The 13,324-nt window shown below is 74.5% G+C and carries 13 protein-coding genes; 11 read left to right on the top strand and 2 right to left on the bottom strand.

What is annotated here, in order from left to right; translation table 11 throughout:
- Nucleotides 1-2: 2 nt before the first annotated feature.
- On the top strand, nt 3-434 hold the full coding sequence (locus DV701_RS00155) for a hypothetical protein (protein WP_162802732.1): 432 nt from the start codon (nt 3-5) through the stop codon (nt 432-434).
- Here DV701_RS00155 and DV701_RS00160 read toward each other — a convergent pair.
- A complete protein-coding gene (locus DV701_RS00160) occupies nt 397-4,242 on the bottom strand; it encodes an FtsK/SpoIIIE domain-containing protein (protein WP_114926580.1) in 3,846 nt (1,281 codons plus the stop codon). The genes DV701_RS00155 and DV701_RS00160 overlap by 38 nt on opposite strands.
- A gap of 195 nt (nt 4,243-4,437) precedes the next feature.
- On the opposite strand from DV701_RS00160, the gene DV701_RS00165 reads away from it, so the two are divergent.
- From DV701_RS00165 to DV701_RS00210, 10 genes are all read left to right on the top strand, one after another.
- The gene (locus DV701_RS00165) at nt 4,438-5,667 is read left to right on the top strand and encodes a CpaF family protein (RefSeq protein ID WP_228255119.1); all 1,230 of its coding nucleotides are present in this window, start codon (nt 4,438-4,440) and stop codon (nt 5,665-5,667) included.
- A complete protein-coding gene (locus DV701_RS00170) occupies nt 5,667-6,533 on the top strand; it encodes a type II secretion system F family protein (RefSeq protein WP_114926582.1) in 867 nt (288 codons plus the stop codon). The genes DV701_RS00165 and DV701_RS00170 overlap by 1 nt, the downstream gene beginning before the upstream one ends.
- A complete protein-coding gene (locus DV701_RS00175; protein ID WP_228255120.1) occupies nt 6,530-7,462 on the top strand; it encodes a type II secretion system F family protein in 933 nt (310 codons plus the stop codon). Before DV701_RS00170 ends, DV701_RS00175 begins: the two co-directional genes overlap by 4 nt.
- A 54-nt stretch (nt 7,463-7,516) precedes the next feature.
- Nucleotides 7,517-7,741, top strand: a complete 225-nt coding sequence (locus DV701_RS00180) for a hypothetical protein (protein ID WP_114926583.1) — start codon at nt 7,517-7,519, stop codon at nt 7,739-7,741.
- Nucleotides 7,738-8,130, top strand: a complete 393-nt coding sequence (locus DV701_RS00185) for a pilus assembly protein (protein WP_228255121.1) — start codon at nt 7,738-7,740, stop codon at nt 8,128-8,130. The genes DV701_RS00180 and DV701_RS00185 overlap by 4 nt, the downstream gene beginning before the upstream one ends.
- Before the next feature lie 56 nt (nt 8,131-8,186).
- Entirely contained in the window at nt 8,187-8,591 is a 405-nt protein-coding gene (locus DV701_RS00190) for a pilus assembly protein (RefSeq protein WP_228255122.1), read from the top strand.
- A gap of 14 nt (nt 8,592-8,605) precedes the next feature.
- A complete protein-coding gene (locus DV701_RS00195; protein ID WP_228255123.1) occupies nt 8,606-9,070 on the top strand; it encodes a pilus assembly protein TadG-related protein in 465 nt (154 codons plus the stop codon).
- 46 nt (nt 9,071-9,116) lie between these two features.
- On the top strand, nt 9,117-9,812 hold the full coding sequence (locus DV701_RS00200; RefSeq protein ID WP_228255124.1) for an HAD-IA family hydrolase: 696 nt from the start codon (nt 9,117-9,119) through the stop codon (nt 9,810-9,812).
- 180 nt (nt 9,813-9,992) lie between these two features.
- On the top strand, nt 9,993-11,408 hold the full coding sequence (locus tag DV701_RS00205; protein WP_114926586.1) for a nitronate monooxygenase: 1,416 nt from the start codon (nt 9,993-9,995) through the stop codon (nt 11,406-11,408).
- A gap of 154 nt (nt 11,409-11,562) precedes the next feature.
- On the top strand, nt 11,563-12,879 hold the full coding sequence (locus DV701_RS00210) for a glycine cleavage T C-terminal barrel domain-containing protein (protein WP_114930469.1): 1,317 nt from the start codon (nt 11,563-11,565) through the stop codon (nt 12,877-12,879).
- Here the strand turns inward: DV701_RS00210 and DV701_RS00215 are convergent.
- Nucleotides 12,762-13,316, bottom strand: a complete 555-nt coding sequence (locus DV701_RS00215; protein ID WP_162802733.1) for a mycothiol transferase — start codon at nt 13,314-13,316, stop codon at nt 12,762-12,764. The genes DV701_RS00210 and DV701_RS00215 overlap by 118 nt on opposite strands.
- Between the last annotated feature and the right edge of the window lie 8 nt (nt 13,317-13,324).

Here is a 13,324-nt window from a genome sequence, read left to right on the forward strand (position 1 = left end):
ACGTGGCCAGCACCGACCCCGTGACCCCGCGCCGCGACGCGACGACCGACCCCATACCCCGGGAGCGGACCGCCGGCCAGGTGGCGACGGTGCTCGTGGCATTCGAGGCGGTCGCGCTCGCCGGCATCGCGGCCTTCTACCTCTACGAGCTGCTGATCGGCGAGGGCACGGACCTGCTGATCATCATCATGTCGGTGGTGACGATCCTCGTCTTCGTGCTGGGCCTGTCCTACACCGCCAAGGGGCTGCGGGCCCGGCACCCGCGGGCGCAGGCCCCGGCCGTGGCGTTCAACTTCCTCATGGTGCCGCTCGGCATCGCGATGTTCCAGTTCGCGCCGTGGTGGCTGAGCACCGTCGTGCTCGTCGTCGCCGTCGCCACGATCGTCTCCGTCCTGCTCATGGGCCGGCTGGGCGGGGGAGGGCCACCTGTATAGGGGTGCAGCCTCCCCGCTGCACCAGGACCCCGCGCCCCGGCACCCTCCGGCCGTCGACCGGCAGGCGCACGCCCAGGACCGCGCCCTGACCGGGCTGGTCGGGCTGCAGCACGACCCCGGTCCGGTGCCGGGCAACCTCGACCACGAGGCCGCGGAAAAGACCTGAGCAGGCCGCGAGCTCCCCGCCGACGAGCAGGTCGCCGCCGGTGCGTGCCGACCAGCCCAGGACGAGGTCTTCGGTGCGGCTGCCGGCGAGGAGGTGTGCGTCGTCGACCACGACCGTCCCGGAGTGGTCCCGCAGCGCGGACTCGATGCGCTCGGCCCCGTGCGGGCCAGCGTCGTCGGCACCCACGTGCACCGGCGGCGGCGTCGCGTCGGGCGCAGATCCGGACGCGGTCCGGGAAGGGGGCGTCCCCGTCCGCCAGGCGGCGAGGGTCGCGAGCGTGCTGGAGACCCCGGACCCGGGAGGTCCCAGCACGAGCACCGAGCCGGCCGGGGGCCTCATCGGTGACGCGTCGTCACCGCCGACCGACCAGGCGCGGCCGCCGGCGAACGTGTCCGGCAGGCTCTCCAGCCGCGGGGGAGCGGGCCCGAGGGGTGGCTCCGAGTGAGCCTCGGTGAGTGCAGGTTCGCTGAGGGCCGACGTGGGGCCCGCCGCGGAGGCCGGCAGGAGGACCTGGGCGACGAGTCCGTCCCGGGTCCGCACGGCCCGTCCCGGGGGCTGGTCGGAGGGCACCTGGTGCCGGCGCAGCCCGGCCAGCAGGAGGTCCGCCGGGTCGTGCAGGTGCAGGGCCCACACCTCGGGGACCTCCGCGACGACCGGACCGGCGAGCAGGCTGCGGCCCCCGGTGAGCAGGACGACCACGCCGGCCCCCGGGCCGTCGCGCAGGATCCGCAGCAGGAGGTCGCGGACCTGCCCGCCCGCGACGTCTCGGTAGGCCTCGAGCAGGCGGTCCCAGCCGTCGACGACCAGGACCACCGGCGAGGAGCCGTCCTGACGCGCGCCGCTGCGCCGGTCGACGACCTGGGCCACGCGCTCGAGCACCCGCAGACCGTGGGCGGGGTCGTGCGGACCCACCCAGCCGCGCAGCCCCGGGTGGTCGACGACCTCCGTGCCCTCCAGGCCGCGTCCGAGGTCCACGACGTACAGCCAGCACGGCCCGGTCGCCGCCAGCAGCGACCTGACCGCGGTGGTACGGCCGGTCCGCGCGGCCCCCACCACAGCGACGTGCCCGCTCCCGTCCCAGACCAGACGCTCCCGGGCCTGCGTCTCCGGCCGGTCGGCCAGCGCCCAGGCGCCGGGCTCTGTGTCGCTGCCGACGTTCGGGGGCAGCGGAGGACGCCAGACGGTCAGCGGCCGCTCGCCGTCGTCCTCGGCGACCCGGGAGAGCAGCGAAGGCAGGTCACCGAGACCGCTCTCGGCGGTCGTCGGTGCAGCATGCAGCCGGCACCAGCCGGACCACGCGCCGGGAACGGCCTCGGCCACCTCTCCAGATGCCGGTGCCCGACCCGGGGCGGGAGGGGGTGCCGCCGGCACGACCTGCACGCGGCGGGGCGGTGCCGCCCCGGTGCGCAGCAGCGCCAGCCCGGGACGCCCCTCGGGCAGCTCTGCGGCGTCGGGCACCTCCAGGACGTCGAGGCTGTCGGCCCGGTCGCGCACCCGCAGAGCGATGCGCAGGTTGACGTTGGCGCGCAGGTCGGCCGAGACGACCCCGGCGGGACGCTGGGTCGCCAGCACCAGGTGCACGCCGAGGCTGCGGCCGACGGCGGCGAGGTGGACAAGCCCGTCGAGGAACTCGGGCAGCTCCTCGGCGAGGACGCGGAACTCGTCGATCACGACGACCAGCCGGGGCAGGTCCGGGTGCTCGCGCACGTCGCGCGCGCCGGCGGCGGCCAGCACCGTCTCGCGGCGGCGCAGCTCGGCGGTCAGTGAGACCAGGACGCGCTGGGCCAGGTGGGGGTCGAGGTCGGTGACCAGGCCGCAGCAGTGGGGGAGCGCCGCGCACTCCGCCAGGGACGACCCGCCCTTGTAGTCGACGAGGAGCAGGCTCAGCCGCGAGGGCCGGTTGCGCAGGGCCAGCGCGGTCACCAGGGTCCGGAGCAGCTCCGACTTGCCCGAGCCGGTGGTGCCGGCCACCAGCGCGTGGGGACCGTCGGCCGCCAGGTCGACGAGCGCGGGGGCCCCGGCCTCGTCGGTGCCCAGCGGGACCCGCAGGTCGGCCGTCCGGCCGGCCCACCCGGCGCGCACGCCGTCGCCGTCCCGCGGCCAGCGGACCAGGTCGCCCAGCGTCTCCGGCCGTAACCTCTCGGCCTCGCCCCGATCCTCGACGAGCGGCGCGAGCCCGCGCGCTACGTGCCTGGCCACCTGCAGCGGGACGAGCGTGGGCCGGAAGGTCAGGTCCGGCCGTCCAGGTTGCCGCAGTACACCCGTCCCGGGCGTGCTCACCACGACCTGCGGCACGCCGTCGGGCACGTCCCTCGCCCTCGTCCGGATCAGCAGGTCGGTGCCCCACACGAGGTTGGTCGAGGGTGCATCCGCGGGGCGGGGACGTGTGTGCGGCAGCCACGCGAGCAGGTCCCACTCCTCGCCGGGCGGGTCGGCGGGGTGGACGACGATCGCGAGTCGCGAGGGCGGGAGGGCCGTGGCCAGCTGCAGCAGCCAGCTGCGCGCCGCCGCCGCGGTCAGCGGGGGCGGACCCACCAGGGCAACCGGCGCGTCCAGCCGGAGCGTGACGGGGGCGGCCGGGTGGTCGAGGGACTCGCCGTCCAGGGTGACGCCCGAGGGAAGGGCGCCCTCGCCGACGACCACGCCGGGAGGCTCCTCGCCGCGCGACCACAGGGCCGTGGTCGGCCCGCCGTGCCAGGCCAGGGCGACCCCGAGCAGGCCGGGGTCGCGGTCGCGCAGCGACCGAAGGTCCCGGTGCAGCGCCCGCTCCTGGTCCACCTCGAGCTGCGCGAGCGCCCGCCCGTGCGCAACCACCGCCTGCCGAAGCCCCCGCCGGGACGAACGGCGTTCGCCCAGGTGGTGACCGAGCACCATCGCCGGAGCCATCAGCCCGAAGAGGAGCACCATGGGCATGCGCAGCAGCGCGGCGGCGGCGACCGAGGCGACGAGCGGGAGCGCCCACGACCAGGCCGACGGCGTCCGCAGCACCGGTTCCTGCGGCGGCGTCGGTGTCTCCAGCCCGACGGGCGCGGCCTCCCCGCGCGGGCGCGGCCACGGGCGCACCTGGACGCGGCCGTGGACCTCGTGGCCGTCCAGCGGCGGGAGCGGTTCGAGGACCAGCTCGAGCCGCGAGGAGCCGACGTGCAGCTCCGCTCCCGGCGGCCAGCTTGCGGCAGCCTCCCCCGCGGGGCCAGGCACCGCGACCGGACCGGTCTGCGGCCCGGCACCGTGGGGGAGCCCGTGCCAGACCAGCCCGTTGGTGGACCCCAGGTCCTCGACGAGGACCCCCTGCCGGTCCAGTCGGAGGCGCAGGTGGACCCGGGAGAGGGCGGGGTCCCCGACCACCAGGTCGCAGGTCGCGGCCCGACCGACGGTGACCCAGGTCCCCGGCCTGAGCTCGACCGACCCGCCCGCGTCGGGGCCCGCGACGACCACGAGCCGCGCCGCCGGCCGCAGCGGCGCGGGCGCGGGGGGACCCTCAGGCACGGCATACCCGTGCCTGAGGGGTTCTGAGGCGCGGGAGCCGGCGGGCGGCGGCAGGCCGAGCGCCTCGTGGGCGGCGCCGACGGTGGGCGCCGCGGAGGCGTCCAGCAGGACGTGCCGCAGCGCGCCGCCGTGCCGGACGGTGACCATCGATCTCATGGGCCCATCGTGGGACGCCCGGGCGGGGGGCCGCTGCACTTGTCCACAGGGCCCCCGCCGTCCCCAAGGATTGGTTCGGATTTGGTATGGGTTTGGCAAAGTCTCTGGACTCCGCCTGCGCGGCTTGGTCACATGGTGCGGCGGGGCCGGCTGGGCGGCCCCTCCAGGACCGCCGGACAGAGGGGGAGATGCTGCGTGCAGCCCACCGCGTTGCAGCTGCTCGAGGACGACGTGCGCGAGCTCGTGCGTCGTCGACGCCTCGACCCGGCGCGCGACGAGGTCGAGGTGCGCTCGCTGATCGGTGAGGTGCTCGACGACTACGACGAGCGCTCGCTGGTCGGCGGCCTGGTGCCGCTCACCGACCGCAAGGAGGCGCACCGGCTGCTGGTGGAGTCCGTGGCCGGCTTCGGCCCGCTGCAGGCCTATCTCGACGACCCGACCGTCGAGGAGATCTGGATCAACGAGCCCAGCAAGGTGTTCGTGGCGCGCCACGGACGGCCCGAGCTGACCCCGACCTTCCTCACCGAGCAGCAGGTCCACGACCTCGTCGAGCGGATGCTGCGCAGCTCGGGCCGGCGCGTCGACCTCAGCAGCCCCTTCGTCGACGCCTCGCTGCCCGACGGCAGCCGCCTGCACGTGACGATCCCGGACATCACCCGGCGGCACTGGGCGGTCAACATCCGCAAGTTCGTCGTCGCCGCCGACGACCTGTCCGACATGGTCCGCCTGGGCAGCCTCACCGACCACGCCGCCCGGTTCCTCGAGGCCGCCGTGGCCAGCGGCCTGAACATCCTGGTCGCCGGCGGGACCCAGGCGGGCAAGACCACCATGCTTAACTGCCTGGCGGCCGCGGTCCCCGCCCACGAACGGGTGGTGACCTGCGAGGAGGTCTTCGAGCTGCGCGTGAACCTCAGGGACGTCGCCTCCATGCAGTGCCGCCAGGCCAGCCTCGAGGGCACCGGCGAGGTGCCGCTGCGCCGCCTGGTCAAGGAGGCCCTGCGGATGCGCCCTGGCCGCATCATCGTCGGGGAGGTCCGCCAGGAGGAGAGTCTGGACCTCCTCATCGCCCTCAACAGCGGGCTGCCCGGGATGGCCACCGTGCACGCCAACAGCGCGCGCGAGGCGGTGACCAAGATGTGCACGCTGCCGCTGCTCGCCGGGCCCAACGTCTCCTCCAGCTTCGTCGTGCCCACCGTCGCCTCCTCGATCGACCTCGTGGTGCAGCTGGGCATGGACGCGGACGGGTCGCGACGGGTCCGCGAGGTCGTCGCCCTGCCTGGCCGGGTGGAGGGCGACGTGGTGGAGGTCGCCGACATCTTCGTCCACCGGGACGGCCGGCTGGAGCGGGCCGACGGCTACCCGCCGCACGCCGACCGCTTCGAGCGGTACGGTCACGACCTGCGCGAGCTGCTGGGGCGGGCCTGATGGCTGCAGCCCTGTGGGGTCTGGTCCTCGGCCTCGGGCTGGCCAGCATCTGGTGGTCGTTCTGGCCGCGCGAGCAGGCCGCGGTCCCGCGGTCCCGTCGGCGGCGCATCGACCGGCTGCACGACGAGATCGTCCTGGCCGGGATCCGCGGCCTGGGGGCGTGGACGCTGGTCGGCTTCGCCGCGACGCTCGCCGTGGTCGTGCTGCTCCTCGGGTATGCCGTGACGCAGGTGCTGCCGGTCAGCCTCTGCTTCGCGGTGATGGCCGGCTGGGCGCCCTTCGCGGTCGTGCGGGCCCGTGCGCGCAAGCGGCGCAGCCGGCTGCGGGACGTGTGGCCGGACGTCGTGGACCACGTGCTCTCCGCGGTCCGGGCGGGTCTGGCGCTGCCCGAGGCCCTGGTCCAGCTGGGGGAGCGGGGGCCGGAAGAGCTGCGCCCGCAGTTCCAGGAGTTCACCCACGACTACCGGGCCAGCGGCCGGTTCTCCGAGGCGCTCGACCTGCTCAAGGAGCGGCTCTCCGACCCGGTGGCCGACCGACTGGTCGAGGCGCTGCGCATCGCCCGGGACGTGGGAGGCGCCGACCTCGGCCGGGTGCTGCGTGCGCTGTCGACGTTCCTGCGGGAGGACGCCCGTGCCCGCGCCGAGCTGGAGGCGCGCCAGTCCTGGACGGTCAACGCCGCCCGGCTCGCGATGGCGGCACCGTGGGCGGTCCTGCTCCTCCTCGCCACCCGGGGCTCCACGCTCGAGGCCTACGGCACGCCCGGCGGCGTCGTCGTCCTGGCCATCGGCGCCGGTGTCACGGTCGCGGCCTACCGGTTGATGGTCACCCTCGGACGGCTCCCCGAGGAGCAGAGGGTGCTGCGGTGAGCGCGGCACAGTGGTGGGGCGCCGGGCTCGGCCTGATGCTGGCGAGCGGTCTGGTGCTGCTCGTCGGGGCGGTGCAGCGGGCCAGGCACGTCGACGTCACGATGCGGATCGAGCCCTACCTCGACCGGGTGCCCCAGCGCTCCTCCCTGCTGAGGACCGAGGACGGTGCAGGCTGGCAGCTGGCCGACCTGGTGCGTCCGCTGACCCACCGAGCCGGGTCGGTGCTGGACCAGGTGCTCGGAGGCACCGACTCGGTCCGCTCGCGCCTGCAGCGGGCCGGACTGGCTGCCGACGTCGAGGGATTCCGCGTGCAGCAGGTCCTCTGGGGCATCGCCGCCGCCGTCGTCATGGCGGCCCTCGGCTCGGTGCTGTGGTGGAGCCGGGGTGCGAGCGTGGTCGCCCTCGCCGTGCTCGTGGCCTGCGCCTTCGTCGGCGGCGCGGTGGCGAGGGACACCCTGCTCAGCACGGCGGCCAGCCGCCGGGAGCGGGTCATCATGGCGGAGTTCCCCGCTGTCGCCGAGCTGCTGGCCCTGTCGGTGACGGCCGGGGAGGGCACCGTGCAGGCGCTGGAGCGCGTGTCCCGGCTGTCCTCGGGCGAGCTCGCCGGTGAGCTGGAGCTGTGCCTGGCAGAGGCGCGCACCGGGGTGAGCCTGCCGGACGCGCTCGAGGCGCTCAGCCGGCGCACCGGGCTGGGCCCGATCGTGCGCTTCGTCGACGGTCTCGTCGTCGCCATCCAGCGCGGGACACCGCTGGGTGAGGTGCTGCGTGCCCAGGCTGCCGACGCCCGCGAGGCTGCCAGGCAGTCGCTCATCGAGGAGGGTGGACGGCGCGAGATCACCATGATGATCCCCGTCGTCTTCCTGGTCCTGCCCGTGACCGTCCTCTTCGCAGTCTTCCCGGGGGTGACGATGCTGCAGATCGCCCTCTGAACCGCTCACCGACGACCGACGACACGACACACCACGACACGAAGGGAACGCCCCATGCGTCGCCGCACCACCACGCCCACCCCCCGCCACCGTCACCCGTCCGGGACGGGCTACCTCTCCCGCGTCCGCGCCTGGTGCGACCAGCCCGAGCGCGGGGACGTCCCGGGCTGGGTCCTCATCACGATCATGACCGCCGGGCTCGTCGCCGCGCTGTGGCTGGTCGCCGAGCCGCTGCTCACCGGGATGTTCACCAGCGCGGTGTCCAGCGTCGGCGGGTGAGCCGCGCCGCCGGCCTCGACCGCGAGCGCGGGGCCGCCGTCTCGGAGTTCGCCATGCTGGCCGGGCTCGTGAGCGTGCTCGTCCTCGCGGCCGCCCAGCTCGCCCTGGCCCTGCACCTGCACAACACGGCGACGGCGCACGTCATCGAGGGCGCCCGCTACGGGGCGAGGGCCGACTCCAGCCCGGCTGCGGGGGCCGAGCGGGCCAGGACGCTGCTGGGGTCCAGCCTGCCCGGCACCGGTGGTGTCTCGGTGACCGCCGGCCGGACGGTGGTCGCCGGCATGGAGGTCGTGGAGGTGTCCGCCTCCCTCACCATGCCGGTCTTCGGCCCGTTCGGTCCGGCCGAGGCGATGACGGTCACCGGACAGGCCTACGCGGAGGACCAGTGAGGACGGGACTTCCGACCATGCGGCGAGGGCCGGCGGGGTGGTCCGAGCGGGGCTCGATGACCGTGGAGGTCGCCTTCCTCCTGGTCCTGCTGGTCGTCCCGCTGTTCTACCTCGTCGCGACCCTGGGCAGGGTGCAGGCCGGGGCGTATGCCGTCTCGGCCGCCTCCCGCGAGGCCGGTCGCGCGTTCGTCACCGCGACCGACCCGGCCTCGGCCCAGGTCCGTGCCCGGGCCGCCGCGGATCTCGTCCTGGACGCGCACGGGTTCGGTCCCGGCGACGGCACCTTCGAGCTCGCCTGCTCCGCCGACTGCCTCGCCCCGGGCAGCCAGGTGGCGGTCGAGGCCCGGGTCGAGGTGCCGCTGCCGCTGGTGCCCGACTTCATGCGCGGGCGCGTCCCCTCCTCCATCGGGCTGAGCGCCGAGCACCTGGAGACCGTCGACGAGTTCAGGCCGGCAGGATGAGAGGAGGCGGACCGGTGGCACGCGACGACGCCCTCGGGGACACCGAGTCGGGCCAGATCAGCATCCTGCTGGTCGGGATGGTGGCCCTCACCCTGATGATCGTCATGGGGATCGTGGGGGTCACCTCGGTCCAGCTGAGCCGGATCAACCTGCTCGACGCCGCCGACGCCGCGGCCCTGGACGCCAGCGACGCCCTGGCCGCCGAGCGCGCCTACGGGGAGGGTGTCGCCGGCGGGGTGCCGCTCACCGACGAGACGGTCCTGGCTGCCGCGACCGCGCACCTCGCGCAACGGGCGATGCCGACGCGGCTTTCCGGCTGGGAGGTCGCGCCGGGCACGGGGACCCCCGACGGGCGCACCGCGGTCGTCGCCGTGCGGGGCACCGCGCGGATCCCGGTGGTGAGCCCGGTGCTGGAGCAGCTCGGCGGCGGAGTGACGATCACGGTCACGTCCTCGGCCCGCAGCGACATCGTCCCGTGAGGCCGGCACGGGTTGCCCCGCGCCGGACCGCTGGGAGACTGGGCCCGTGCGCGACATCACGACCGAGATCTTCCAGGCCGTCCTCTTCGACAACGACGGCACGCTGACCGACTCCACGGCCGCGGTGGAGCGCTCCTGGGCCGCGTGGGCCGAGCACCACGAGGTTCCCCTCGAGCGGCTCGTGCGCTTCCACGGCGTGCCCAGCCGCAGCATCGTGCAGGCCGTCGTCGAGCCTCACGTGGACGTCGACCAGGCCACGGCCGACATCGACCGGCGCGAGCTGGAGGACCTCGAGGACGTCGTCGCCCTGCCCGGCGCGGTCGAGGCCATGGCGGCCGTGGGGGACCGGGCGGCGATCGTCACCTCGGCGGGCAGGGAGCTGGCCGAGCTCCGCCTCACCGCCGCCGGCCTGCGCGCACCCGAGGCGTTCGTCACGGCCGACGACATCACCCGCGGCAAGCCTGACCCCCAGCCCTATCTCATCGGTGCGGCCCGGCTCGGCGCGGACCCGCACCGCTGCCTGGTCGTGGAGGACGCTCCCGCCGGGGTGGCGTCGGGCCGCGCGGCCGGCGCGGCGACCCTGGCGCTCACCACGACCAGCCCGGCGGAGGACCTCGACGCCGACCTCGTCGTCGCCGACCTCTCGCAGGTCGTCTTCACCGAGGGGCCCGAGGGCATCCGGCTCCGCCTGCGCGCGCGGGAAGGCGCGCGGGAAGGGCGGGAAGGCTCGTCGGGCCGCTGACCTGCGTGGTGGGACAGCACGGCGAACTTACGGTACCGTAACCTACGCGACCGAAACCTACGCTCCCGTAGGTCCCCGATCCGGAAGTGACCCCCGCGCATGGCTGTTGCACACCCAGAGCACGTCCGCACCGCACGCTCAGCCCCCGAGCGCTCCCGACCCCTGGTCATCCAGGGTGGTATGGGGATCGCCGTCTCCGGCTGGCGGCTGGCCCACGAGGTCGCCAAGTCCGGCCATCTCGGCGTCGTCTCGGGCACCGCGATGGACGCGGTCCTCTCCCGCACGCTGCAGGACGGCGACCGGGGCGGGCACTACCGCCGTGCCATGGCCCGCTTCCCGAGCCAGGCCATGGCAGAGCGGGTCCTGGACAAGTACTTCATCGAGGGCGGCAAGGACCCCGACACCCCCTACAAGCCGATCCCCAAGCTGACGCTGGAGACCGCCCGGGCCGGCCAGGAGCTGGCCGTCGTGGGCAACTTCGCCGAGGTCTGGCTGGCCAAGGACGGGCTGGGGGAGGGCGGCGTCGTCGGCGTGAACTGCCTGGAGAAGGTGCAGATGGCCACGCCGACCGCGATCCTCGGGGCGATGCTCGCGGGCGTCGACTACGTGCTCATGGGCGCGGGCATCCCCCGGGAGATCCCGCAGCTGCTGCGCGACCTGAGCGCGGGGAAGGTGGGGCGGATCAGCGCCGACGTCGTCGGCGGGACGTCCCGCCACTACATCACCGTCGACCCCGTCGACCTGCTGGGCGAGGAGCTGCCGGTGATGGGCAAGCCGGACTTCCTGGCGATCGTCTCGGTCGACCAGCTGGCCTCCTACCTCTACCGCGACCCCGACATCCGCCCCGACGGCTTCGTGGTCGAGCGCCCCCCGGCCGGCGGGCACTCCGCACCCCCGCGCGGCAAGCTCCAGCTGGACGAGGCGGGCGAGCCGGTCTACGGCAGCCGCGACGAGGCCGACCTGCAGAAGGTGGCCGCCCTGGGCCTGCCGTTCTGGCTGGCCGGCGCCTACGGCACGCCCGAGCAGGTGGCCGAGGCCGTCCGCGCGGGTGCGGCGGGCGTCCAGGTCGGGACGGTCTTCGCGCTGTCCCACGACTCCGGGCTGGCCCCGGAGGCCCGCGCCCAGATGCTGGAGCGGCTGCGCACCGACGACCTCACCGTGCGCAACGACCCGCGCGCCAGCCCGACCGGCTTCCCGTTCAAGGTCGCCACGCTGGAGGGCACCGCGAGCCAGACCGAGGTCTACGAGGCCCGCCCCCGGCTGTGCGACCTGTCCTACCTGCGCCAGCCCTACGAGCGCGAGGACGGCACGGTCGGCTACCGCTGCGCCGCGGAGCCGGTGCACATGTACCTCAAGAAGGGCGGCACCCTGGAGGACACCGAGGGCCGCAAGTGCCTGTGCAACGGGCTGATGGCCAACATCGGGCTGGGCCAGCACCGCAAGGACGGCTACGTCGAGGACCTGCTCGTCACCCTCGGCCAGGACCTCGCCGGCGCCAAGGAGCTCATCCGCCGCTACGCGCAGGGCTGGCGGGCGGTCCACGCCCTGCAGTACCTCCAGGAGCGCCTGCCGGTCGTCCGGCTCGCCTCCGTCTGACCGACCCGCACCACGGACGCGGCCCACCGGGTCGCCGGTCCGGCGCGGCACGTCCCCCTCCCCCTTGTGGGACGGCTCTCTCGTCCGTATGGTGGGAGGACAGTCCCACGATGTGGTGGGATACGAGCGACGCACCAGGAAGGAAGTGGTGACGATGGCTCTCGAAGGCGCCAACGTCCCCTCGGTCGACCAGCGCGACCGGACGGTCCCGATCAACCTGCGCCAGTCCGGCCGCACGCCGGTGGAGCTGCTGATCTCCACCCGCATCCGCAAGTCGCCCTACTGGGAGCTGTCCCATCAGGCGGGGTGCTGGCGGGCGGAGGTCTACAACCGGATGTACCACCCGCGCGGCTACGTCCGCCCCGAGGACGGCGGCGCGATGGCGGAGTACGCCTCCCTCGTGCACGACGTGACCCTGTGGAACGTGGCCGTGGAGAGGCAGATCCAGGTCGTCGGCCCGGACGCCGAGGCCTTCGTCGACCGGGTCATCACCCGAGACGCGACCCGGATCTCGCCGATGCGGGCGCGCTACGTGATCCTGTGCAACGAGGACGGCGGCATCCTCAACGACCCGGTGCTGCTGCGGCTCTCCGCCGAGGAGTTCTGGTTCAGCTGCTCCGACTCCGACCTCCTGCTGTGGCTGCAGGGCGTCAACGTCGGTCTGGGCCACGACGTGCAGATCCGGGAGATCGACGTGTCCCCGGTCCAGGTCCAGGGCCCGCGCTCCGCCGACCTGATGGTCGACCTCGTCGGTGCCGAGGTGCTCGACGTGCCCTCCTACGGGCTGATGCAGGCTTCCGTGGCCGGGCTGGACGTCGTCGTCTCGCAGACCGGCTTCAGCGGCGAGAAGGGCTACGAGATCTACCTGCGGGACGCCACGCTGCACGCCGAGCGGCTGTGGCAGGCCGTCCTGGACGCGGGCGAGCGCCACGGGCTGCAGGTCATCGCTCCCGCGCACCACCGGCGCGTCGCGGCCGGCATCCTGTCCTGGGGCCAGGACATGGACGTCGAGACGCTGCCCTTCCAGGTCAACCTGGGCTACCAGGTGCCCAAGGAGGGGGAGAAGGCGGGCGACTACATCGGCAGGCAGCGGCTGGAGGAGGTGCGCGCCGAGCTCGAGGCGGGCGGCACGCCCTACACCCACCAGCTGGTGGGCATGCGGCTCGGAGGCCGGCCGATCACCGACTACGCCCCGGACTTCTGGCTGATCTCCGGGGGCCCGGAGGACGACCCGGACGGCTACGTCACCTCGCCCTGGTGGTCCCCGGAGCTGGAGACGAACATCGCGATGGGTTTCGTGCCGGTGGACCGGGCCGGTCCGGGCACCAGGCTGTGGGTGCACCTGCCGGAGGACTACGCCGAGACCCCGGGGGTCCCGGTGCCGGCCGAGGTGGTGGAGATGCCGTTCCGCCCCTCGGTCAACCCGAACACGCGCGAGGCCCTGCGCGAGCGCGCGACCGACGCCTCCTGAGCGAACCGGGCGGGGCGCCGCGGGCTACTCGCCGACCTGACCGTCGACCGACTCGCACGCGAGCGCGCCACCGACGTCTCCCACGTCGTGCGCAGCTCCTCGGGCCCGTCGGCCACCGCCGAGCTCCACTCCCAGCTCTCGTCCGCGGCCCAGTCGACACCGGCCCACGGGTCCGGCTCCGGCTGCCCCGCGGCGGTCTGCGTGAACCAGTAGTCCTCCACCCAGGCGAGGTGCTTGACCAGCCCGGCGAGCGTCATACCCGTGGGGTGGAGCCGGGCGCGCAGACCCTCCTCGCCCAGTCCCCGCGTCTTCCACGCCAGCGTCGCGCGCTGGAAGTCCAGGAAGCCCAGCAGCGTCGCCGCCTCGCCGGCCACGAACGGTGGCTCCGGCCGCCCGTGCTCGTCGGTGATGGTCTCGTCGCTGGGCGTGGGGTGCATCTCGGCGA

The sequence above is a fragment of the Ornithinimicrobium avium genome (assembly GCF_003351765.1).
GTDB classification, from domain to species: Bacteria; Actinomycetota; Actinomycetes; order Actinomycetales; family Dermatophilaceae; genus Ornithinicoccus; species Ornithinicoccus avius.

Bases quoted from the DNA above. Each gene is read 5' to 3' on its own strand.
- DV701_RS00160 (WP_114926580.1), bottom strand. From the start codon at position 4,242: ATGAGATCGATGGTCACCGTCCGGCACGGCGGCGCGCTGCGGCACGTC.
- DV701_RS00170 (WP_114926582.1), top strand. From the start codon at position 5,667: ATGGCTGCAGCCCTGTGGGGTCTGGTCCTCGGCCTCGGGCTGGCCAGC.
- DV701_RS00180 (WP_114926583.1), top strand. From the start codon at position 7,517: ATGCGTCGCCGCACCACCACGCCCACCCCCCGCCACCGTCACCCGTCC.
- DV701_RS00190 (WP_228255122.1), top strand. From the start codon at position 8,187: ATGACCGTGGAGGTCGCCTTCCTCCTGGTCCTGCTGGTCGTCCCGCTG.
- DV701_RS00205 (WP_114926586.1), top strand. From the start codon at position 9,993: ATGGGGATCGCCGTCTCCGGCTGGCGGCTGGCCCACGAGGTCGCCAAG.
- DV701_RS00210 (WP_114930469.1), top strand. From the start codon at position 11,563: ATGGCTCTCGAAGGCGCCAACGTCCCCTCGGTCGACCAGCGCGACCGG.
- DV701_RS00215 (WP_162802733.1), bottom strand. From the start codon at position 13,316: ATGCACCCCACGCCCAGCGACGAGACCATCACCGACGAGCACGGGCGG.